This is a genomic window from Campylobacter sp. BCW_6889 (assembly GCF_001762535.1).
Classification (GTDB): Bacteria; Campylobacterota; Campylobacteria; order Campylobacterales; family Campylobacteraceae; genus Campylobacter_D; species Campylobacter_D jejuni.
Genome location: NZ_MJWZ01000064.1, coordinates 55,331 through 75,800 on the forward strand (window position 1 = coordinate 55,331; position 20,470 = coordinate 75,800).

Here is a 20,470-nt window from a genome sequence, read left to right on the forward strand (position 1 = left end):
AATCACACTATACTTAAATAAAAATCTAAAATTAAGGAAGGGTTTATGCAAGAGCTTACTCGCACGAAAAAAATTCGCTCTATTATTGCTGCAAGTAGCGGAAATTTAGTAGAGTGGTTTGATTTTTATATCTATGCTTTTACAGCAACTTATTTTGCTCATACTTTTTCAACTTCAGATAATCCTGTTATCCAGCAAATCAATGCCTTTGGGGTTTTTGCAGCAGGATTTTTTATGCGTCCTATAGGCTCTTGGCTTTTTGGCTCTTTAGCTGATAAAGTAGGTCGTAAAAAATCTATGGTTATATCAGTGGTTTTAATGGCTTTAGGCTCTTTTATGATAGCAGCCTTACCAAGCAAAGATACAGTGGGCGATCTTGCTATTATCTTGCTTTTAATAGCAAGACTTATTCAAGGTCTTAGTGTAGGCGGGGAGTATGGCATAGCAGCTACTTATCTTTCAGAACTTGCTACGGAAGGAAAACGCGGTTTTTACTCATCTTTTCAGTATGTAACCCTAATAGGTGGTCAACTTTTGGCCGTTGCAAGCATTAGTATAATGTTTTTATTTTTTAGCATTGATGATATGAAAGATTATGCTTGGAGAATACTTTTTGTAATAGGCGGAATTTTAGCACTAGGCTCGCTTTTTGTAAGAAAAATGATGAATGAAAGTGCTACAAAACTTCACCAGCATGAAGATCGTGGTACTTTAAAGGCATTATGCAAATCTTGGAAACCTTTTTTAATGGTACTTGGGGTTACTTCTGGAGGTTCTTTAGCTTTTTATACTATTACAACTTATACTAAAACTTTTATGGAAAATACGGGTATGGATAAAATGCTTGTTAATAATCTTTTCTTAGGTGCTTTATTTATACTAATGATCATTCAACCTCTTTTTGGATATATAGGAGATAAAATAGGTCACAAACGATCTTTAATTGTATTTTGTATTTTGGCATTGGTAGGAATTTATCCTATTTTTTCACTTATAGCCAATAACGCACAAAATAATCCTTCTTTGACATTTATGTTGGTGGTATTATTGTTTGTTATTTTAAGTTTTTATACTTCAGTTGCTGGGATTTTTAAAGCAAAACTTTTTCCTGAACATGTAAGAGCTTTAGGGACAGGTTTAGGTTATGCTATTTCAAATGCTGTTTTTGGAGGATCTGCTCCTTGGGTTGCTTTACAATTTAAAAATGCAGGTATAGAAAATGGCTTTTTTATCTATATAGCTATTTTTACAATCATCATGCTTATAGCTACTTTATGCTTGCCTAAAAAATCAGAGCTTAATTAATTTTAACGCTTTTAAAGAAAGTGCCGAAAGCGCGGTACTTTCTAACTCTTTTAAGGTTTTAAATTCATAATTTTTATTTTCATTGTTTAAAATTTGATGATAAACCTTGATATGAAGTTTATACTTAGTATAGCCGTGCTTAAACTCCCCTATAAAACTCATATCTTTAGAAAGTTTATACTCTCCTTCTTTAAAAAAAGGAAAATTATACATACCCTTATAAAGCTTATCTTGGCTTTTCTGTATCGCAAATTTTTTATTAAATTCAAACAAAAAAAGATTTAAATTTAAACTCTCATAAAGTATTTTTTTAACTCTTGGATAAAACTCTGTATTAAATTTACCTTGACAAAAATCATACAAAGGACAAATTCCACACTTTGCATTTTTACTCACACAAACCAAAGCCCCTATATCAAGCAAAGCTTGGTTATGATCAAAGGCATGATTTAAATTTAAAAGCTCTTTAGCTCTTTTTTCAAGTTCTTTCATACTAGGATTTTCCAAAGCAAAAAGACGAGAAAACACACGGCGTATATTACCATCAACAAAAGAAACTTTTTGATCATAGCCAAAACAAGCTATAGCGCCTGCTGTATAAGCTCCTATACCGCTTAATTTTTTTAGATCCTCAACTTCTTTGGGTAATTTAGCTTCAAACTTATCCACGCATTCTAAGGCTACCTTTTTTAAATTTCTAGCACGAGTATAGTAACCAAGCCCTTGCCAAGCCTTTAAAAGCTCATTTTCATTGGCTTTAGCTAAACTTTGCAAAGTAGGAAATTTTTGCAAAAAGGGAAAATAAAACCTTTCTAAAACTGATTTAACTTGAGTTTGTTGAAGCATAATTTCGCTGATATAAACCCCATAAGCTCTATCAATATGCTTTAAATTTTCATCACAATTTTGACTTTGTAAATTACGCCAAGGCAAAGTTTTGCGTCCATTTTTTTCATACCAAAGAAGTAAATTTTCTTGTAGTTTTTCAAGCTCTTTTTTTTGCATAAATGAGAGTATAACAAAAAATTTTAAAATTTTTTGCTAAAATTAGCTCAAATTAAATTATTAAGGATATCCATGTTAGCTTTTTTTAAAGGTTTAGGTATAGGTTTTTTATGTTTATTACTTTTTGTTGCAGGAGTAGTTTTTAATGTAGAATTTTTAGGCAAAAAAGACTCTAATCATGATTTATATTTTTCAAGAAATATAGAAGTAAGCAATACGCTAAAACCCGATATTTTATATGCAAATATTAATTTTTGGGCAAATGAAAATTTAAGCTCAAAAATCACATTAGATAATAGTGAAAAAGCCGAAATCACAAATACTTTCAATCAAATTTTAGAACGCTCAAAAAAAGAAAATTTTTGTAGCGGAGGAAGTTTTTCTTTAGAGCCTAATTTTTCCTATAAAGATGGTATACAAACTCCAAAAGGTCAAAGATTTGATGCGAATTTAGAATGTGAATTTAAAGAAAACCGACTTGCAGATTTTAACAAGCTTTTAAATGACATCAATTCTATCATAGCTAAAAATAATTTCATCAGCGTTTCAACACCAGCCATACAAACAAGATTTTCAAAAGATACACTAAACAACAACAAAGAAAATCTCTACAAAGAGCTTTTAAAAACATCATACAAATATGAAAAAACTTACTCTTTAGATCTTAATAAAACTTGTGTATTGAAAAATTTACAAGTAAATACAAATGCCAATATCGCACCTAGAATGTTAAATGCAAAATCTGACAATATAGAACTTTCATCTCCAATTATCAGCGAAAAAGAACAAATTTTAAGCGCGAAAGCTTTATTTATTTGCAAATAACTTAAGGCAAAATAAACTCCTTTTAAGTTTATTTTGCTATACTTTTATCTTCAATTCTTTCAGAAATTTATGCGGGAATAGCTCAGGGGTAGAGCACAACCTTGCCAAGGTTGGGGTCGCGAGTTCGAATCTCGTTTCCCGCTCCATAATCACCCGCCCGGGTGGTGGAATTGGTAGACACAAGGGACTTAAAATCCCTCGGAATTTTTCTTCCGTGCCGGTTCAAGTCCGGCCTCGGGCACCACTTTTTCAACATTATCAGGGCGACATAGCCAAGCGGTAAGGCATGGGCCTGCAAAGCCTTGATCTCCGGTTCGAATCCGGATGTCGCCTCCAAAAGGCAAAACTTTACTTTATCGGGAGATGGCTGAGTGGTCGAAAGCGGCGGTCTTGAAAACCGTTGAGGGTCACACCTCCAGGGGTTCGAATCCCTTTCTCCCGGCCACCAAGACTTTCTAGTTTATCAAGCTTATATCATTCCTGAAATTATAAAGGATGCTACAAATGAAAAATAATACTTCGGTCTTACTATTTTTGTTATATCCTAAAAAACTTAGAAAAACTATGACTAATATAACTAAAAATAAGAAATAAAATGGAAAATTTAGAATTTATTATCTTAAAACAAAAATATAAAATTTTAAAAATATGTCAAATTTTAAAATACAAGGCAGGCAAATGAAAGAATTTTATATGAATTTAGCTTTAAATGAGGCTTGGAAATATCAGTTTTTAACCTATCCGAATCCGGCTGTAGGCTGTGTAATCTTAGATAAAAATGGAAAAATTTTAGCCATAAAAGCTCATGAAAAAGCTGGATTAGCTCATGCAGAACTTAATGCCATAACTCATGCTTTTAAAAGTTTAAGACCTGAAATTTCATTGCCTAAAGAAGCAAACGCTTTACATGAGTTTATTTGCAAAAACCATCAAGGTGTATTTAAAGATAGCATAGCTTTTGTCACACTTGAGCCTTGCTCTCATCAAGGAAAAACGCCTCCTTGCGCAAAACTCTTTAGCGAGCTAGGTTTTAAAAAAATTTTCATCAGCGTTAAAGATGAAAATAAAATCGCAAGTGGTGGGGCTGAATTTTTAAAAAAACAAGGCATAGAGGTTGAATTTGACATACTTAAAGAAGAAGGAAAAAAACTTTTAAAACCTTTTTTAAAATGGCAAAAAGGGCAATTTAAACTTTTTAAATTAGCCCTTTCTATGAATGGCTCGCCTTTTGGCAAAATCGTAAGCAATGAGCTAAGTCGCACTTATGCACATAAAATTAGAGCGGTGATTGATTTGCTTGTAGTCGGCGGAGAAACCATAAGAAAAGATCATCCTATACTAGATGCTAGGCTTTGCAAAGCAAAAGCGCCTAATCTTTGTATCTTAAGCCGTCAAAATATAGATAATTTTGATAAAAATATCCCTTTATTTAAAGTTCCAAACCGCCAAATTTATACCCAAATTCCAAGTGAAGCTAAATTTTTAATGTATGAGGGTGGAGAAAATTTTCTCAAAATCTTTAAAGATGAAATAGATATGTTTTTGATTTTCCAAAGTTCAAGTTTAAATGATGAAAAAAATGTTACAATACCTTTAAATTTCAAGCCACTTTATAGAAATTTTTTAGGGAGTGATACTTATGGCATTTATGAACTTTAGTGGGTTTTTTTATGCGAGAAATGATTTAAGATTATTTAAAATAGAAAAGAAAAATGAATTAAAATCCTTTTTTTACAAAGACTACACCTTATCAAGCTACAAAGATAATTTAAATTTAAACAATGAAATCTTTTTTTATCAAAGTTTAAAAGAAGGCTTATTTAAAGAAAATGATGAAATTTTAATTTCAAATTTGGGTAAAAAGATCATACTTTTTAGAAATTTCACTCAAAATTGCGATAATTTTAATGAAGCAAAATTAAAACAAATATTGCTTTTATTTTTTTTATTATTAGCGAGCATATTTTTTGCAAGTTTGGCTATGATTAATGAATTTGGAGCCATAGATCTTGTTTTTTTAATGATTTGCTTATTGCTTTTAGTGATGGGAGCAATCAATCTTGGCTTGCTTTTTAAGCAAATTCGTATTCTTAAAAGTTTTTCCAAAGAAGAAATGAAAGAATTTTTAAATCAAAGAATGAAAAAATACACTAAAGTGTAAAAAACACTTTAGCATACTGTTTTTAAATTTGTAGCAAGACCACCTAAAGAAGTTTCTTTGTACTTATAATTCATATCTTTTCCTGTTTCATACATGGTTTCTATAACCTCATCAAGGCTTACCATAGGAGTAGATTTACGTGTCATTGCCATTCTAGCAGCACTTATGGCCTTAATAGCTCCAAAGGCATTTCTTTCTATACAAGGAATTTGCACAAGCCCTGCAACTGGATCGCAAGTTAAACCTAGATGATGCTCCATTGCCATTTCAGCAGCGTTGCATGCTTTAAAAGCATTAGCCCCTAAAACTGTTGCCATAGCCGCAGCTGCCATCGAACTAGCACTACCAATTTCTGCTTGACAACCTGCTTCTGCTCCGCTAATACTTGCATTTTTCTTATAAAAAGAACCTATAAGCATTGCTGTTAATAAAAACTCTATAGCCTTTTCATCACTAAAACCTATAGTATGATTTTTAAGATAAAGCATAACAGCAGGGATAACAGCACATGCTCCATTTGTTGGCGCGGTTACAACTTTTGCTCCGCTAGCATTTTCTTCAGCAATCGCAATAGCATATAAAGAAATAAAATCGATAATGCCCATAGGATCAGCTGTCATCGCCACTCTTTCTTTAAGTCCTTTAGCTCTACGCTTTAAATGAAGTTTTCCAGGCAAATAATCTTCATTTGGATGTGTACCATTATAATACACTTCTTGCATTATTTCCCAAATTTCAAGACAATAAGCACGAATTTCCTCTTTAGTGTGAAATTGCAATTCATAACGATAAGAAAGCTCTGCTAAATCCCAATCTCTTTTATCGCAAAGCTCTAAAGCTTCTTTTGCATTGTTAAGCTCTATATCTAGTTTTTTCTTTTTATTTTGGTTGGAATTTTTACCTTTTTTTTCTAATTGTGCAGCTGTTAAAACAAAGCCTCCACCTACAGAATAATAAGTTTCTTCATCAACTAACCCGCCTTTACAATCATAAGCTTTAATCTTCATACCATTCTCATGTAAAGGTAAAAAATCTTTGGAAAATATCAAATCTTTTTCATAATTAAAACAAAGTTTTTTCTCTCCACAAAAATCAATTTGAGCATTTTCAATAGCATTTTTATTTACTTCATCTTGTATTGCCGCGCTTAAATTTTTAGCTTCTAGACCATTTAACCCCCAAATTACAGCCTTATCACTCAAGTGTCCTTTACCTGTTAATGACAAAGAACCATAAAGAATGACTTCAACTCTATCAATTTCATCAAGCTTTTTAGCAACTTTTTTACAAAATAAATTTCCAGCAAGCATAGGCCCTAAAGTATGAGAAGAAGAAGGACCGACACCTATTTTAAAAATGCTTAAATTACTCATTTTTTATCCTTAATTTATAAAAGATTGTGAATTGCAGCAGAAATTGCAACTATTCCCATTACCAAAATAAAAAGATCTAAAAATTTATTACGAAATCTTGCCAAAATATCAAAACGATAAATACAATAAAGTGGCATCAAGAAAAGCAAAATAGCCAAAACAGGACCACCAATAGCCTCAATAATTCCTATAACACTTGGATTTTTATACGCAACAAGCCAAGCGATAGCAAAGGTAATGATCGCTGTTAAAGTTTGAGCGAATTTACCTTGAATTTTACCATTACTTGCTTTATATAAAATGCCATTTAAGCCTTCTTGAGAACCAAGATAATGTCCTAAGAAACTTTTACTAATGGCCACAAGTGCAACAATAGGCCCAACATAAGTCAGCAAAGAAACTTCAGGAAATTTATTTGCTATAAAGGTAAGAATATTGATATTTTGATCTTTTGCTGATGCAAAATCTTCTGGTGTAAAAGTTAAAGCACAAGAAAAAACAAAAAACATTACAACAAAAACCATAAGAATAACTGCCAAAGAAATAATTTTTCTAGCGCGAGGTTCAGCATAATCACCATATTCTTTTTTACAATAACAAGCAAGCGAAGAAATAATAGGAGAGTGATTAAAACTAAATACCATCACAGGAATAACAAGCCATAAAGTAACCCAAAAATTACTTGTTGAAATTACAGAAAAATCGGCATTTGTAAATAATGATGAATTCCATTGTGGAATTAAAAGCAATGAAAAAATAAATAAAAATATAATAAAAGGAAAAACAAGAAAACTCATTGCTTTTGTCACAACATTTTCACCAAGAATAGAAATCAAAACCAAAACTCCAACAATCAAAAAACTCACCCACCAACGAGCAGCATGAGTAAGATCTGCATTGAAATTAAACTGATTGACTAAAAATTCAAGTAAAGTTGTTGTAAGATTAGCACTATAAACCAATAAAATGGGCAAAATAGCAAAAAAATACAAAAGCGTAATTAAAAATCCACCACCCTTGCCAAAATAACCTTCTGCAACAAAAGTAATATCATCTTTTGGATTAGAACTTGAAAGCACAAAGCGACATAAATTTCTATGAGCTAAGTAAGTCATAGGAAAAGCTAAAACAAGTATAACTAACAAAGGTATCAATCCACCAAGCCCAGCACTAATAGGTAACAAAAGTACACCGGCTCCAATAGCTGTTCCAAAAAGAGATAAAACCCACCTTGTATCGTGACTAGTCCATTTAGGAGTATTCATTATTCTTCCTTAAAATTGTAAGATTATATCTCTTTTATTTTAGCAAAATATTTATAAATAATTATTTTTTTTAAAAAATATTTTAAATTTTATGTAACATTTTGTAAATTTAATTTTATAAAAAAACAATCACTTGTATCAATAAAGTATTATTTTAAAACTAAATATATTTTGGGTTTTACAATCAAAAAATAAAAATTTGGAAGACTATGCTTCCAAATTAAGAAGGTTAAATTTTCAAAAATTAATCTAATTTTTGACCTAGGACATTTCCTTGCATATCCGTATAAACTTTCATGTTATTATTAAACTTAAATTTATAACTATTAATTTCTTTATCTATTTCAATAATTTGAGCATTTGGTTGAGTTGCACTCACTTTTTTCATAACACTAGGTAAAATAGTATGCGGTAAAGCCTTATATTTTCCATCAACTTCTTTCCAATCTCCATTGATCGTAAAATCAATTTCAGTTCCATCATTTAAAATTACATCATAAGAATCTATATCTTTTTTCACTAAACCAATTTGAGCGGTTTTAAAATTTTTAGAAATAAATTCTTTGGCATTATTTGGAAGTTCGCTAGCAGGAACAACCATATCTTTAGCTAAAAGCACCGTAGCGCCCAACAAAGCAAGTAAAGTTAATTTTGCTTTCATAATTTCTCCTTTTGTGTTTTGGTTGGCGAAAGTTTAACTCAGAACTGTGAAGTGAATGTGAAACTTAAAAAATAATTTTCAAGATTTCGTTCTCAACACTTATGCCTTGACTTTTTATAAATTTTATTTCTTTTCCATCTTCAAATTTTAAAATATCTTTATCTTTTAGATTAATATCATAAGTTAAAATATGTAAAACAATATCATAAATACAAAAGAAAAGTTCTTTTTCTTCTATGTTTAAATCACAAACTTCAAGTTCTAATTTATCAAAATTTCTAAGCCCACAAGTATAAGCATTGACTCCATTTTCACTAGGATAAACACTAACATATATCCAATTATATACCAGCAAGCGATTATCATCTAACATTTTTGCATTTTCTATATAAAAACTGGGCTCTAAAACAACTGCACCTGTATAAAAACCTAAAGCATGTTTATTATCCAAACATAAAGCTGCAATTTTCGTAAACATTTTAGCTTGTTCTAATTTGCTTTGATCTTGACTTAACACCGCTATAAGAAGATGAGCTTTATGTTTTTTAGTTTGCTCTAAGGCATCTTTCCACATAAAATTAAAATTTGCATAGTATTCTGCTTCGTGATTAGGTATAGGATTTTTAATCAAATTTAGAGTAACCAACATATTTTCATATAAAAAAATCACGCCCTCTTTGGTAAAATTTTCATCAGCTATTTTTATATTAAATTTATCTTCTAAAATGCTTTTTAATTCCGAAAAATTAAAATCAACTTCATCAAGAAGAACAAAAGAGGTAAAATTGTGATTTAAATCTATAGTCATGTTAAACCCTATTAAATTTTTATAAATTATAACCTAATAAAAATAAAAACTATAAACAAGAATTTCTTAAAAATTATGATAATTGATATTAATTATAAATTTATTTTTTATATAGTATAATCTTCTAAAATTTAGTAAGTATATTTTTGGAGAAAAATGTGGAATTTCTAAAAGATTACATCGATTTAATTATCTTTTTAATTCTAGGAATTATGGCATTTATAGCTTTTTGGTGTGTTGTAGAAAGAATGCTATTTTTTAGAAAAATTAACTTTAAAAATTATGAGAATCAAGAGCAATTTGATGATGCGATTAGTGAAAATTTAACCACTATATATATCATCTATTCCAATGCCCCTTATATAGGACTTTTAGGCACTGTAATAGGCATCATGGTTACATTTTACGAAATGGGCTTAGCGGGCAATATAGATGTCAAATCTATAGTCGTAGGACTTTCTTTAGCTCTTAAAGCTACAGCCTTGGGACTTTTGGTTGCTATTCCTGCTTTAATGGCTTATAATGCCTTACTTAGAAAAGTTTCCCTCTTAAGCAATGCTTATAAGGCAAATAAAAATGCTTAAACTACCAAAAAATGAAGGTTTAAATATAGTTCCATTTATAGACATTATGCTTGTTTTGCTTGCTATAGTACTTAGTATTTCAACCTTTATTGCGCATGGAAAAATTCAAATCTCACTTCCTTCAAGTGAAAATGCTACCAATATAAGTAATAATGAAAAAAAACTTCTTATAGCCATAGATGAAAAAAATACTTTTTATTTAAATGATAAATTAGCTGATTTAAATGAAGTTAAAAATGCTATTTTTTCGCTTGATAAAAAAACCATAGTAGAACTAAAAAGCGATAAAAATGCTAAATTTGAAAGTTTTGTAAAAATTATAGATTTTTTAAAAGCCAAAGAACATGAAAATTTTCAAATTCTTACTGAGAAAAACAAATGAAAACTTTATTTTTAAATCATAAATACCAAGCTTCTTATATAACTTTTATAGTCTTTATACCTTTACTTTTTGTCATTTTTCACTCAAATGACTTTTTTAAAATGGAAATTGAAAATGAAGATTCTTTTTCTTTAGCAATAAAACAATTTACCCAAACTAATCCAACAAATGAGACTAAACCAACAGAATCCATTATAGAACCCATCAAACCAAAACCTCAGCCAAAAGTTATTAAAAAAACTCCTGAAAAAATTCAAAAAAAGATAAAAAAAACACCTCCACACCCAATACCAAATAAAACCCCAATAGCACCAACTCAAGAAGTTAAAACTTTTACAAAAACAACTGATACAAATGTCAAACCTAAAATCACCCAATTAACACAAGGAAAAGATAATCACCCTGTATTAAAAGAAATCCAAAAAGCTATACAACAAGCACAATTTTATCCAAGGCAAGCAAAAAAAATGCGTATGCAAGGAACTGTAAAAGTAGAATTTTTATGGAAAGAAAATAAAACTTTAACAGATTTAAAAATCATAGAAAGCTCAGGATATGATTTGTTAGATAAAAGTGCTTTAGAAAGCATAAAAAAAGCTTCTTTAAATTTTCCACACTATAACGGGGATTTAAGAATTACACTACCTATTATATATGATTTTAAAATCTTAAGAGGGTAAAATTATAATTTGCTACACTCTCTTATCTACAATTTGTGTTTCTTGATTTTCAATTTTATTTTGAAAATCTTTACTTAAATTCTGACTTAATTCTTGCAAAGATTTTTGCTTCAGTTTTTCAAATTCTTCAGGATTACTAGCCTCAAGCTTTGCCTGCTCATCAGCACTTAAAGCACTTAAACCTTTTTCTTGGGCTTTTTGAAGCAAATCTTCGTCTTCTTTTTCTTTGATATTACTTTCCTTATCATCTTTTTTATTGATTTTTTGCGGATCTATGGTTTTCATAGCACTAGCTCCACCACCTGATGCCTCTTTAATGTCACTTAAAATTTCTCTCATGCTAGGTTCTTTAACATCACTATCATCAACTTTACCATCTTTATTTACATCTTTATCAATAAAAAAATTTAATTTTTCTTCTATATTTGCATCATCAGATATTTTTTCATCGCTTGTTTTAAAGCCTAAATTTTGCATACTTTGTTGAAGGGTACTTGTATTAAAATTTAATTTTACACTTTGTTGTTTATTATTTAAATTTGAATTTAAAGAACCAAAATTATCTTTTACACTTTCAAACCAATTTGAAACAAATTGGTTTGCTTCGCCATTAAGCCTTATGCTACCATCATTTCTAGCAACATAATTCGTATAAGAACCAAAATTTTTTTGCAAACTACTATAATTTTCATCGCTTAAATTTAAAGCTATAAGTTCACCTTGCTTATTTTCAAAAACAACCTTAACACCATCGCTATTTAAACTCGAAAGATCTTGCACGGGAATTTTATCTTGATCTTCTTTTTTTAATACGCTAAGCTCTTTTTTATCAACATTATTAGTTAAAGAATGGGTTAAACTAGCAGAAGTATCGATTTTCATTATTTATCCTTTTTTACATTTTGCAAATAAACCTAAACGACACATTTTTCTCTCATGTGAATTTTTTAAAGAATTACACTTTTTAAGTTCTTGCTCGTAGTTAGCACAAGAATTTGCAAAAGCAAAAGAACTCAAAATGCTTAAAACCAAAATTATTTTTAACACTTTCCAATCCTTATTTTAAAGATTTTTTAGTTAAAATTATACCTTTTATAATCGACAAAATCTTAAAAAACTTTATAATCTCAGAAAGGAATCAATGAAAGCATTAGCTCTTTTTAGCGGCGGGCTTGATAGTATGCTTGCAATGAAACTCATCACTGCGCAAGGCATAGAAGTTAAAGCCCTAAATATCAACATAGGTTTTGGAAGCACAAGCGATAAAAGCGAAATCATGAAAAAGCGTGCGGCAATGGTGGGTGCGGATTTTGAAATGATAGATGTAAGAAATTCCTATCTTCAAGAAGTGCTTTTTAATCCACAATATGGCTATGGCAAACATTTTAATCCTTGTATAGATTGTCATGCTTTTATGTTTAAAACTGCTCTTGCTATGTTAAAAGAAGAAAATGCAAGTTTTATCATCACAGGAGAAGTTTTAGGACAACGCCCTATGAGTCAAAGAAGTGATGCGATGGCAAAGGTTAAAAAACTTGCCCTTGATGAAGAAGATTTAATCTTGCGTCCTATGTGTGCAAAAAACCTACCACTAACCAAACCCGAAAGAGAAGGTTGGGTAGATAGAGAAAAACTCGAAGGTATTAGTGGAAGAAGTCGCAAAAGACAACTTGAACTTGCAGCTAAATTTGGCTTAGAAGACTTTGAAAGTCCAGGTGGAGGTTGTTTGCTAACTCTTGATAGTTTTGCTAAAAAAATTCGAGATTTCATAGAATTTGACAAAGATATGCAGGTTAATGACGCACAACTTTTAAAATATGGTCGTCATTTAAGATTGCCCAATGGAGCTAAAATGATCATAGGTAGAAATGAACTTGAAAATACTCTTTTAAAAGGTTTAAAAACTTCTAAATATGAAGTAATAGAACTTGGGGATTTAATCGGAGCTTACTCTTTGGTAGATGAAAAAATTTCAGAAAAAGACTTAGAACTTGCCTTAAAAATAGCCCTTACCTATACTAAACACGAAGCAGGAAAAAGCTATGAACTTAAATTTAAAAATCAAGCTTATACAAGTATAGCTTTTGAAAATAAGGCTGATATTAATAAATTTTTTATTAGTTAAAGTATAAAGTATTTAGCAAAACAAGCGATATAGTATTTGAATCTTTTCAAAATATTGCAATCAAGCCCATGAAAATGGGCTTTTTTATTTTAATCCATAAGCATTTTTTAAATTGTTTAAATTCGCACTCGCATTCAAAAGCAAACAATCAGCCAAAACTAAACGCACCATAGCACTAGCTACAACACTTCCTCTAACACCTACACAAGGATCATGCCTACCTTTGAGTTTAAATTCCAAATTATTGCCAAATTTATCTATACTTTCTTGCTTGGCAAAAATAGAAGGAGTAGGTTTAAAATAAGTTTTTAAAATAAGATTTTCTCCATTTGAAATTCCTCCTAAAATTCCTCCGCTATGATTGCTTAAAAACTTACCATCTTTTAAAGCATCATTATTACACGATCCGCGCATTTTGCTTGCATTAATACCTTCGCCTATTTCAACTGCTTTAACAGCATTAATTCCCATTAAAGCATGAGCTAATTTAGAGTCTAACTTATCATAAAGAACTTCTCCAAGTCCCACAAGCATACCACTAACTTTTGTAAAAACAGCAGCGCCTACACTATCTTTTGAATTTCTAGCATTTAAAATTTCATTTTTAAAGTCACTTTCTAGTTTTGGATCAAGGCAAAAAATTTCACTTTTCTTAGCAAATTCAAAATCAAATTCTTCTTCTTTCAAATTTGATACAAAAGTTCCTACTCCAAAAACACCACTTTGAACACAAATATCAAATTCACGCAAAAGCATCGCTGCAACTGCACCACCAGCCACTCTAGCAACACTTTCCCTAGCGCTTGATCTACCCCCACCCCTATGATCTCTTATGCCATATTTATAAAAATAAGTAAAATCCGCATGAGCAGGACGAAATAGATCTTTTAAATTATCATAATCTTTAGAATGAGCATTTTCATTAAAAACTACTATAGCTATGGGATGACCCGTTGTATATCCTTCAAAAACCCCACTTAAAACCTGAGCTTTATCGCTTTCTTTTCTTGGTGTTGCAAATTTACTTCCGCCTTTGCGTTTATCAAGCTCATTTTGTAAAAATTCTTCATCAAATTTAACTCCAGCAGGCATTCCATCAATAATACATCCAACAGCCACACCATGAGACTCACCAAAACTTGTAAATTTCAATCTCGTACCAAAGGTATTCACTATAAAGCTCCTAATTTCTCAAGTGCAATTTTTGCTGCCATTTGCTGTGCTTCTTTTTTGCTTCCCGCAATAGCTCTTGCAAGTTCTTTACCATCAAGCATTAAAGCGATTTCAAATTGCTTTAAATGATCAGGACCAAAAGCACGCACTGTTTCATACTGCGGAGTTTGTCCGATTTTTCCCTGTGTAATCTCTTGTAATTTTGTTTTATAATCTTTTATAAGAATTTTTGCATCAATTTGAGGGAAATTTTTTTCTATAAGCCTTAAAGCAATAGTTTTTGCAAACTCAAACCCAGCTTCTAAATGTATAGCACCTATAATGGCTTCTAACGCATCTGAAAGTATAGAAGGCTTTTCTTTTCCTCCATTGTTTTCCTCAGCAACACTCATAAAAATAAAATCGCCCAAATTTAAACTATTTGCAATTTTTGCAAAAGACTTTTCATTCACTAAAGCCGCTCTAAGCTTAGATAAATCTCCTTCGGCATCTTTAGCGAATTTATGAAAAAGGTATTCACCCACAACTAAATCAAGCACAGCATCACCTAAAAATTCCAAGCGTTCGTTGTTGTAAGATTTTTTAAAACTTTTATGGGTTAAAGCATGTATAAGAAGATTTTTATCTTTAAATTCATAAGTTAAACTCTGCTCTAGTTTTTCAATGTTTTTCATCATTTTCCCTTGCAATTTTCAAAGCAGCTTCACGCGCCAATGTATCACATCTTTCATTTTCCAAATGTCCATTATGTGCTTTTACCCAAAAAGCCTTAATCTTATGAGATTTTGCCACTTTAATATATTCCTTCCATAAATCTATATTTTTTTTACCTTTAAAATCCTTTTTTATCCATCCTTCTAGCCATTCATTAATACTTTGAACCATTAGGTTAGAATCTGTAAAAAGCGAAATTTCACAAGGCTCTTTTAAAGCCTTCAAAGATTCAATAATTGCCATTAGCTCCATTCTATTGTTAGTGGTATTAGCCTCAGCTCCAAAACCTTCCTTTTGATACTCCTTATAACGCAAAATATAAGCCCATCCGCCAAAACCTGGATTATTAAGACATGAGCCATCTGTATAAATTTCAATGTGTTTCATTGTTTTTCACTTCATAAATAATTTTACAAGTATTAAACTCATAACAAACAGGACAGTGATAAAAAAACAAAGGCATAACATTTTTACACTCAGAACAACGATATGAAAATTCTAACCCCGCATTAAAAGAATTATCTTTTAAAATTTTTAACATTTTAAAATTAGAATTTTTAAAAACAAACTGATGGGTATCATCATGCTTTGAAATTTTACCCAAAGCATAAAAGAATTCTAAAAAATCTTGATTTTCTAAATTAAACGCTTCATTTTCTCTATAAAGCAAATCACAAATATCAAAAAAATTTTGCCCTAAAAACATATGATATTTTTCAAAAACTAAACGCCCTAACATAGGATTATCTTCTATTTTAAATTCTAAAAGTTTTTTCTTTTTTTCTTCATCAGTGATATTAAAAGTACAAAGTTCTAAAGCTTTGATAAAATCATATTCTTTTTGTACATCTTCATTAAGCTCAAAAAGACATTCTAAAAGTTCTAAATTTTCTTTATAAGAACGAAGTTTTAAATAAACAATTTTTAAAAGTTTTAAGGCTTGTATATTTCTTGGACGCAGTTTTAAAGCTTGTAATAAAACTTCTTTTGCACGCTCTAAAAATCCTGCTTTAAAATAAACTTTTGCTAAAGAAAGGAAAATAAATTCTCTTTCTTGTTTATCTTTACATTTTTCAAGAGCAATCAAATAAATTTGAGTTGCTTTTTCAAATTCCCCGCTTTTAGTAAAAATTTCAGCCAAAAAACTTAAATTTCCAAAACTCAAGCTACTATTTCTTAACAACTCTTTATGAGCGTTATCCATTTCAAATTTTTTTATAAATTTTTCAAGCTTTTGTTCTTCATCTTTGTTAGCAAATATTTTCCAAATATAATTTGCAACAGCTACAACAAATACTAAAATGGTTAAAATTATAAGCCCTACTAAAGGGTCTCTGTATTCTACAAAGAAAAAATCCATAGTCTCGCTCTAAAAATTTTATGCCAAATTATAGCCAAATCTTTGTATAATTTTAACAAGGTTTGTAAAATGATAACTAAAGAAAGTATAGAAAATTTATCCCAAAGACTTAATATTGTTGATATTATAGAAAATTATATTGAAGTAAAAAAACAAGGCTCTAGTTTTGTATGTATCTGTCCTTTTCATGCAGATAAAAACCCGTCTATGCATATCAATCCTACCAAAGGTTTTTATCATTGTTTTGCTTGCAAAGCTGGTGGAGATGCTTTTAAATTTGTAATGGATTATGAAAAATTAAGTTTTGCCGATGCAGTTGAAAAAGTTGCAAGCCTTAGTAATTTTACTTTAAGTTATACAAAAGAAAAACAAGAAAATAAAAAAGAGCTAAAGTCTATACTACCAAGCTTAAATGCGTATTTTAAAGATAATCTCAAACACCACAAAGAAGTCTTAACCTATCTTTACCAAAGAGCTTTAAATGACAAAGATATAGCCAAATTCGAATTAGGTTTTGCAGGAGCAAGTGAAGATAGTATAAGATTATTGCAAAATCAAAAAATTCCTTTAGAAGATGCTATGAGTGTTGGAGCTTTAAAAAAAGATGAAAATAATGAATTTTACGCAAGTTTTATATGGCGTATCACCTTTCCAATCTACGATCATAAAGACTTATTGGTAGGGTTTGGAGGGCGTACTTTAAATCCCAATGTACCGGCAAAGTATGTAAATTCACCCCAAAATATACTTTTTGATAAAAGCAGAATTTTTTATGCTTTTAACATCGCTAAAGAAAATATAGCCAAAAAAAAAGAAATAATAGTATGTGAAGGCTACATGGATGCAATAGCTTTTCACAAAGCAGGGTTTAACAATGCTGTAGCAGTTCTTGGAACAGCATTAACCGAACATCATCTACCCTTAATCCGCCGTTATGATGCAAAAGTGATTTTATGTTTTGACAATGATGAAGCAGGATTAAAAGCTGCGACACGATCTGCATTTTTATTAAGCACAAACAAAATAGACGGTAAAGTGGCAATTTTGCAAGGTGGAAAAGATCCTGCTGAGCTCGTAGCAAAAAATGAAAGCACAAAACTTCATGATATACTCGATGAAGGAATAGAGCTTGGTGAATTTTATATCAGACGCTTAATATCCACTCATTCCATAATTTCTGCTCTTGATAAACAAAAAGCTTTAGAAACTATACAAAAATTCACCTTTAATCTTGAACCTTTAGTGGCAAATTCTTACACTAGTCTAGTTTCAAATTTATTAAAAGTGGATGAAAAATTTATTGTCTTATCGCAAAATTCAAAAAAAACCATACAAACCCCTTTAATTTCTCAAAATAAATACAATTTTCCTAAAGAAAAAATTCACATTGCAGAATTAGAACTTATAGCTTTTTTAAAACAGCATCCAGATATATGTAACGATTTTAAGCAAATTAGTGATAGTGTTTGTTTTAAGCATAAGATTTTATTGGATAAAATTTTAGAAAAAAAAGGTTATGAAGATAGTGATATTAGAGAATTTGAAAGTAAAAATATTCGAAAAAATTTAAACTATAGCGAATTCTTGTTAGGTGTTTGCAAGGTTAATTTAGCTTTTTTAAACAATGTAAAAATTAAAAATTCTACACTCGCATTAAAAAAACAACTTTTTACGCTTATTGATAAAAATTTAAATCTTCTAATTAAAAATTTAAATACCGAAGAATTAAATAATTTTTTAAAAGAATATTTAAACTTCTTAAAATATGAAAAAAACGAAGAAATTCTGCAACAATCATTTAGAAACTTAAATGGAATTTTTGGTAACAAAAACTTTACAGCTTATGATTTAGGATTTAGCACACAAGATAATGATGAACCTTTTTAATTTATTTAAATTTCAAGCCTTAATTTACCTTTTTTTAAACACAATCACGCTAAAGTATATAAAAATTTTTAAGGATAAATTATGATGCCTTTTAGTGATGAAGAGCTTATAAATCCTGTTAAAGCAAGTTTAGAAAAGAGCTTGCCTATGCTTGAACGTGATGGCGGAGGGCTTGAATTTTTAGGAATTAAAAATGGGATTGTTTATGTCCATTTAATAGGAGCTTGTAAAGGCTGTGCATCGAGTGGAACGACGCTAAAATACGGTCTTGAAAGGCAACTTAAGATTGATATTCATCCAGAAATCACTATAATTAATTTAAACGGCGGAGCAGACGAATTTGCAAAATTATAAAAAACTTGGAATTGAACATTTTTACAAAAAAGATTTTAAAACTGCAAAAATGTATTTTTCTATGGCTTATGAAAAACGCAAAAATAAACGCTTGCTAAATTTTATCTGTCTTTGCGATCTTGCTTTAAAATCTCCTAAAGAAGCTTCTTTACTTTTTGATTTTTATATAGAACATTACAAAATCTCTAGCATTGATAAAGACTTAGAAGAAATTTTAAGTACAATTGAATTTAAAAAACAAGAAAACAAACAGGAAAACGAATTTGAAGATGGGCATGCACTAAATTATCAAGATTTTTTAAAAAGCGAAGAAGAACTTGGCTTTCAAAAAAGTTTTGAAAATATCATTAATAGCACTAAATTAGTTATTGATAATCGTGATGATTTTTTAGATTTTTTGGAAAAATTACTTGATAATGGCTATAAAGATATGACTTTAAATTATATAGAAAATGTTATGCCTCATTTTTGGGCAAATGATAGATTTATCAAACTCCAAGAAAAACTCATAGGATTTAAAAGTGAAATTAAAACTTGAAAATTCATTCATTACAGATAATACCTTAGAGTGTGAAAAAGAATGCTTTTTTTTACAAACCACACAAAATGCTAAATTTCACGCTCAAGCCTTAGAAAAAGGTGCAAAAATCATTGATGTAAATGAGTGTAAAAAACTTTTAAAAATCGATGAAAAGATTCAAATCATAGGAATCACAGGAACCAATGGCAAAACCACAACCGCAGCAGCGATTTATTCTATCTTATTGGATTTAGGTTATAAATGCGGGCTTTGCGGGACAAGAGGAGCTTTTATCAACGATGAACAAATTGATGAAAAATCCTTAACCACCTCCCCTATTCTTAAAACCTTAGAGTACCTACAAATAGCTACTCAAAAAAAATGTGATTTTTTCATCATGGAAGTAAGCTCACACGCACTCGTTCAAAACCGTATCGAAGGCTTAAAATTTGTTGCTAAAATTTTTACCAATATCACTCAAGATCATTTAGATTTTCACGGTACTTTTGAAAATTACAAAGAAGCAAAAGAACTTTTTTTTACAGATGAGAGTTTAAAATTTATCAATAAAGATGCTTTGGCTATTAAATTTAATGTGCGTAACGCTTTTACCTATGGCATAGAAAATCCTGCTTTATATCAAATCAAAGCTTATTCTTTAGAAGAAGGCATTAGTGCTATTGTAACAAATAAAAATCAAACTTTTCACATAGACTCGCCCTTACTAGGACTTTTTAATCTTTATAATCTTTTAGTTGCTAGTGCTTGTGTGAATGAACTCATAAAGCCTGATTTAAAAGACTTGGAAAAAGCTATCAGTGGATTTGGCGGAGTTTGTGGTAGAGTAGAACAAGTAGCAAAAGGTGTGATTGTGGATTTTGCTCATACACCTGATGGCATTGAAAAAGTACTTGACACTCTTAAAAATAAAAAACTCATCGTTGTTTTTGGAGCAGGTGGAGATAGAGATAAAACCAAACGCCCTTTAATGGGAAAAATCGTCGAACATTTTGCAAAAATTGCTATCATTACAAGTGATAATCCACGTAGCGAAGAACCAAAAACCATCATGGAAGAAATTTTATCAGGCTTTGCTAAAAAAGAAAAAGTTTTAATGATAGAAGATAGAAAAGAAGCTATAAAAAAAGCTTTAGAACTAAAAGAAAATGACGATTTAGTCGTTATTTTAGGCAAAGGTGATGAAACTACTCAAGAAATTAAAGGGATAAAATATCCTTTTAGTGATAAAGTAGTTGTTAATGAAATTTTAAAAAATCAAGGATAATCA

23 protein-coding genes and 4 tRNA genes are annotated in these 20,470 nt (G+C 30.1%); 16 read left to right on the forward strand and 11 right to left on the reverse strand.

Annotation, left to right across the window (positions count from 1 at the left end; all coding sequences use genetic code 11):
• Positions 1 to 45: 45 nt before the first annotated feature.
• Positions 46 to 1,305, forward strand: coding sequence for an MFS transporter (locus tag AJ939_RS06435; RefSeq protein WP_002851199.1), 1,260 nt, complete (start codon positions 46 to 48; stop codon positions 1,303 to 1,305).
• Here the strand turns inward: AJ939_RS06435 and mutY are convergent.
• Positions 1,291 to 2,310 carry an A/G-specific adenine glycosylase gene (mutY, locus tag AJ939_RS06440; protein WP_070275929.1) on the reverse strand — a complete coding sequence of 340 codons (1,020 nt, stop codon included), beginning with the start codon at positions 2,308 to 2,310 and terminating at the stop codon, positions 1,291 to 1,293. The genes AJ939_RS06435 and mutY overlap by 15 nt on opposite strands.
• A gap of 72 nt (positions 2,311 to 2,382) precedes the next feature.
• Between mutY and AJ939_RS06445 the strand changes: the two genes are divergently transcribed.
• The 7 genes from AJ939_RS06445 to AJ939_RS06475 all read left to right on the forward strand — a co-directional run bounded on the left by AJ939_RS06445 (position 2,383) and on the right by AJ939_RS06475 (position 5,296).
• Positions 2,383 to 3,135 carry a hypothetical protein gene (locus tag AJ939_RS06445; protein ID WP_070275928.1) on the forward strand — a complete coding sequence of 251 codons (753 nt, stop codon included), beginning with the start codon at positions 2,383 to 2,385 and terminating at the stop codon, positions 3,133 to 3,135.
• A 71-nt stretch (positions 3,136 to 3,206) separates the two neighbouring features.
• Positions 3,207 to 3,281: transfer RNA gene (locus AJ939_RS06450), tRNA-Gly, on the forward strand.
• 9 nt (positions 3,282 to 3,290) lie between these two features.
• Positions 3,291 to 3,379, forward strand: a tRNA-Leu gene (locus tag AJ939_RS06455).
• Between the two features lie 18 nt (positions 3,380 to 3,397).
• A tRNA-Cys gene (locus AJ939_RS06460) sits at positions 3,398 to 3,471 on the forward strand.
• Between the two features lie 21 nt (positions 3,472 to 3,492).
• Positions 3,493 to 3,580, forward strand: a tRNA-Ser gene (locus AJ939_RS06465).
• A 203-nt stretch (positions 3,581 to 3,783) separates the two neighbouring features.
• Positions 3,784 to 4,794 carry a bifunctional diaminohydroxyphosphoribosylaminopyrimidine deaminase/5-amino-6-(5-phosphoribosylamino)uracil reductase RibD gene (gene ribD / locus AJ939_RS06470; RefSeq protein ID WP_079463153.1) on the forward strand — a complete coding sequence of 337 codons (1,011 nt, stop codon included), beginning with the start codon at positions 3,784 to 3,786 and terminating at the stop codon, positions 4,792 to 4,794.
• Positions 4,775 to 5,296: a hypothetical protein gene (locus AJ939_RS06475; RefSeq protein ID WP_070248907.1), complete on the forward strand. Its 522-nt coding sequence runs from the start codon at positions 4,775 to 4,777 to the stop codon at positions 5,294 to 5,296. The genes ribD and AJ939_RS06475 overlap by 20 nt, the downstream gene beginning before the upstream one ends.
• 8 nt (positions 5,297 to 5,304) lie before the next feature.
• Here the strand turns inward: AJ939_RS06475 and AJ939_RS06480 are convergent, their stop codons facing one another.
• The 4 genes from AJ939_RS06480 to AJ939_RS06495 form a co-directional block, all read right to left on the reverse strand.
• A complete protein-coding gene (locus AJ939_RS06480) occupies positions 5,305 to 6,669 on the reverse strand; it encodes an L-serine ammonia-lyase (RefSeq protein WP_070209909.1) in 1,365 nt (454 codons plus the stop codon).
• 14 nt (positions 6,670 to 6,683) lie between these two features.
• On the reverse strand, positions 6,684 to 7,934 hold the full coding sequence (locus AJ939_RS06485; RefSeq protein ID WP_070248905.1) for a serine/threonine protein kinase: 1,251 nt from the start codon (positions 7,932 to 7,934) through the stop codon (positions 6,684 to 6,686).
• A gap of 244 nt (positions 7,935 to 8,178) precedes the next feature.
• Positions 8,179 to 8,595 carry a PepSY-like domain-containing protein gene (locus AJ939_RS06490; protein ID WP_070248903.1) on the reverse strand — a complete coding sequence of 139 codons (417 nt, stop codon included), beginning with the start codon at positions 8,593 to 8,595 and terminating at the stop codon, positions 8,179 to 8,181.
• A gap of 64 nt (positions 8,596 to 8,659) precedes the next feature.
• A complete protein-coding gene (locus AJ939_RS06495; protein WP_070275927.1) occupies positions 8,660 to 9,403 on the reverse strand; it encodes a DUF4261 domain-containing protein in 744 nt (247 codons plus the stop codon).
• 158 nt (positions 9,404 to 9,561) lie between these two features.
• Here AJ939_RS06495 and exbB point away from each other — a divergent pair, with 158 nt between their 5' ends.
• The 3 genes from exbB to AJ939_RS06510 are packed head-to-tail and all read left to right on the forward strand — an operon-like array spanning position 9,562 to position 11,049.
• Positions 9,562 to 9,987: a TonB-system energizer ExbB gene (gene exbB, locus AJ939_RS06500; protein WP_002851166.1), complete on the forward strand. Its 426-nt coding sequence runs from the start codon at positions 9,562 to 9,564 to the stop codon at positions 9,985 to 9,987.
• Positions 9,980 to 10,369 carry a TonB system transport protein ExbD gene (gene exbD, locus AJ939_RS06505; protein WP_053872417.1) on the forward strand — a complete coding sequence of 130 codons (390 nt, stop codon included), beginning with the start codon at positions 9,980 to 9,982 and terminating at the stop codon, positions 10,367 to 10,369. The genes exbB and exbD overlap by 8 nt, the downstream gene beginning before the upstream one ends.
• Entirely contained in the window at positions 10,366 to 11,049 is a 684-nt protein-coding gene (locus AJ939_RS06510) for an energy transducer TonB (protein ID WP_070275926.1), read from the forward strand. Before exbD ends, AJ939_RS06510 begins: the two co-directional genes overlap by 4 nt.
• A gap of 12 nt (positions 11,050 to 11,061) precedes the next feature.
• Here AJ939_RS06510 and AJ939_RS06515 read toward each other — a convergent pair whose 3' ends face one another.
• The gene (locus AJ939_RS06515; RefSeq protein ID WP_070275925.1) at positions 11,062 to 11,931 is read right to left on the reverse strand and encodes a hypothetical protein; all 870 of its coding nucleotides are present in this window, start codon (positions 11,929 to 11,931) and stop codon (positions 11,062 to 11,064) included.
• A 3-nt stretch (positions 11,932 to 11,934) separates the two neighbouring features.
• Positions 11,935 to 12,096: a hypothetical protein gene (locus AJ939_RS06520; protein WP_002778908.1), complete on the reverse strand. Its 162-nt coding sequence runs from the start codon at positions 12,094 to 12,096 to the stop codon at positions 11,935 to 11,937.
• A 94-nt stretch (positions 12,097 to 12,190) separates the two neighbouring features.
• Here AJ939_RS06520 and AJ939_RS06525 point away from each other — a divergent pair, with 94 nt between their 5' ends.
• A complete protein-coding gene (locus AJ939_RS06525; protein WP_070275924.1) occupies positions 12,191 to 13,174 on the forward strand; it encodes an MnmA/TRMU family protein in 984 nt (327 codons plus the stop codon).
• 84 nt (positions 13,175 to 13,258) lie between these two features.
• Here AJ939_RS06525 and aroC read toward each other — a convergent pair whose 3' ends face one another.
• Genes aroC through AJ939_RS06545 form a run of 4 tightly spaced genes read right to left on the reverse strand, consistent with a single transcriptional unit; the run spans position 13,259 to position 16,421 of the window.
• On the reverse strand, positions 13,259 to 14,347 hold the full coding sequence (gene aroC, locus AJ939_RS06530) for a chorismate synthase (RefSeq protein WP_070275923.1): 1,089 nt from the start codon (positions 14,345 to 14,347) through the stop codon (positions 13,259 to 13,261).
• A complete protein-coding gene (gene rnc, locus AJ939_RS06535) occupies positions 14,347 to 15,021 on the reverse strand; it encodes a ribonuclease III (protein ID WP_002862275.1) in 675 nt (224 codons plus the stop codon). The genes aroC and rnc overlap by 1 nt, the downstream gene beginning before the upstream one ends.
• Positions 15,008 to 15,448, reverse strand: a complete 441-nt coding sequence (gene rnhA, locus AJ939_RS06540; protein WP_002851277.1) for a ribonuclease HI — start codon at positions 15,446 to 15,448, stop codon at positions 15,008 to 15,010. The genes rnc and rnhA overlap by 14 nt, the downstream gene beginning before the upstream one ends.
• Entirely contained in the window at positions 15,435 to 16,421 is a 987-nt protein-coding gene (locus AJ939_RS06545; RefSeq protein WP_002872271.1) for a CDC27 family protein, read from the reverse strand. Before AJ939_RS06545 ends, rnhA begins: the two co-directional genes overlap by 14 nt.
• Before the next feature lie 69 nt (positions 16,422 to 16,490).
• Between AJ939_RS06545 and dnaG the strand changes: the two genes are divergently transcribed.
• From dnaG to AJ939_RS06565, 4 genes are all read left to right on the forward strand, one after another.
• Positions 16,491 to 18,308 (forward strand): DNA primase, encoded by a 1,818-nt coding sequence (gene dnaG / locus AJ939_RS06550; RefSeq protein ID WP_070275922.1) that lies wholly within the window; start codon positions 16,491 to 16,493, stop codon positions 18,306 to 18,308.
• 81 nt (positions 18,309 to 18,389) lie between these two features.
• A complete protein-coding gene (locus AJ939_RS06555) occupies positions 18,390 to 18,662 on the forward strand; it encodes a NifU family protein (RefSeq protein ID WP_002858971.1) in 273 nt (90 codons plus the stop codon).
• Positions 18,649 to 19,200 carry a hypothetical protein gene (locus tag AJ939_RS06560; RefSeq protein WP_002855727.1) on the forward strand — a complete coding sequence of 184 codons (552 nt, stop codon included), beginning with the start codon at positions 18,649 to 18,651 and terminating at the stop codon, positions 19,198 to 19,200. The genes AJ939_RS06555 and AJ939_RS06560 overlap by 14 nt, the downstream gene beginning before the upstream one ends.
• Entirely contained in the window at positions 19,184 to 20,467 is a 1,284-nt protein-coding gene (locus AJ939_RS06565) for a UDP-N-acetylmuramoyl-L-alanyl-D-glutamate--2,6-diaminopimelate ligase (protein ID WP_070275921.1), read from the forward strand. The genes AJ939_RS06560 and AJ939_RS06565 overlap by 17 nt, the downstream gene beginning before the upstream one ends.
• Positions 20,468 to 20,470: the final 3 nt, after the last annotated feature.

Bases quoted from the DNA above. Each gene is read 5' to 3' on its own strand.
- AJ939_RS06435 (WP_002851199.1), top strand. From the start codon at position 46: ATGCAAGAGCTTACTCGCACGAAAAAAATTCGCTCTATTATTGCTGCA.
- mutY (WP_070275929.1), bottom strand. From the start codon at position 2,310: ATGCAAAAAAAAGAGCTTGAAAAACTACAAGAAAATTTACTTCTTTGG.
- AJ939_RS06445 (WP_070275928.1), top strand. From the start codon at position 2,383: ATGTTAGCTTTTTTTAAAGGTTTAGGTATAGGTTTTTTATGTTTATTA.
- ribD (WP_079463153.1), top strand. From the start codon at position 3,784: ATGTCAAATTTTAAAATACAAGGCAGGCAAATGAAAGAATTTTATATG.
- AJ939_RS06475 (WP_070248907.1), top strand. From the start codon at position 4,775: ATGGCATTTATGAACTTTAGTGGGTTTTTTTATGCGAGAAATGATTTA.
- AJ939_RS06480 (WP_070209909.1), bottom strand. From the start codon at position 6,669: ATGAGTAATTTAAGCATTTTTAAAATAGGTGTCGGTCCTTCTTCTTCT.
- AJ939_RS06485 (WP_070248905.1), bottom strand. From the start codon at position 7,934: ATGAATACTCCTAAATGGACTAGTCACGATACAAGGTGGGTTTTATCT.
- AJ939_RS06490 (WP_070248903.1), bottom strand. From the start codon at position 8,595: ATGAAAGCAAAATTAACTTTACTTGCTTTGTTGGGCGCTACGGTGCTT.
- AJ939_RS06495 (WP_070275927.1), bottom strand. From the start codon at position 9,403: ATGACTATAGATTTAAATCACAATTTTACCTCTTTTGTTCTTCTTGAT.
- exbD (WP_053872417.1), top strand. From the start codon at position 9,980: ATGCTTAAACTACCAAAAAATGAAGGTTTAAATATAGTTCCATTTATA.
- AJ939_RS06510 (WP_070275926.1), top strand. From the start codon at position 10,366: ATGAAAACTTTATTTTTAAATCATAAATACCAAGCTTCTTATATAACT.
- AJ939_RS06515 (WP_070275925.1), bottom strand. From the start codon at position 11,931: ATGAAAATCGATACTTCTGCTAGTTTAACCCATTCTTTAACTAATAAT.
- AJ939_RS06525 (WP_070275924.1), top strand. From the start codon at position 12,191: ATGAAAGCATTAGCTCTTTTTAGCGGCGGGCTTGATAGTATGCTTGCA.
- rnc (WP_002862275.1), bottom strand. From the start codon at position 15,021: ATGAAAAACATTGAAAAACTAGAGCAGAGTTTAACTTATGAATTTAAA.
- rnhA (WP_002851277.1), bottom strand. From the start codon at position 15,448: ATGAAACACATTGAAATTTATACAGATGGCTCATGTCTTAATAATCCA.
- AJ939_RS06545 (WP_002872271.1), bottom strand. From the start codon at position 16,421: ATGGATTTTTTCTTTGTAGAATACAGAGACCCTTTAGTAGGGCTTATA.
- dnaG (WP_070275922.1), top strand. From the start codon at position 16,491: ATGATAACTAAAGAAAGTATAGAAAATTTATCCCAAAGACTTAATATT.
- AJ939_RS06555 (WP_002858971.1), top strand. From the start codon at position 18,390: ATGATGCCTTTTAGTGATGAAGAGCTTATAAATCCTGTTAAAGCAAGT.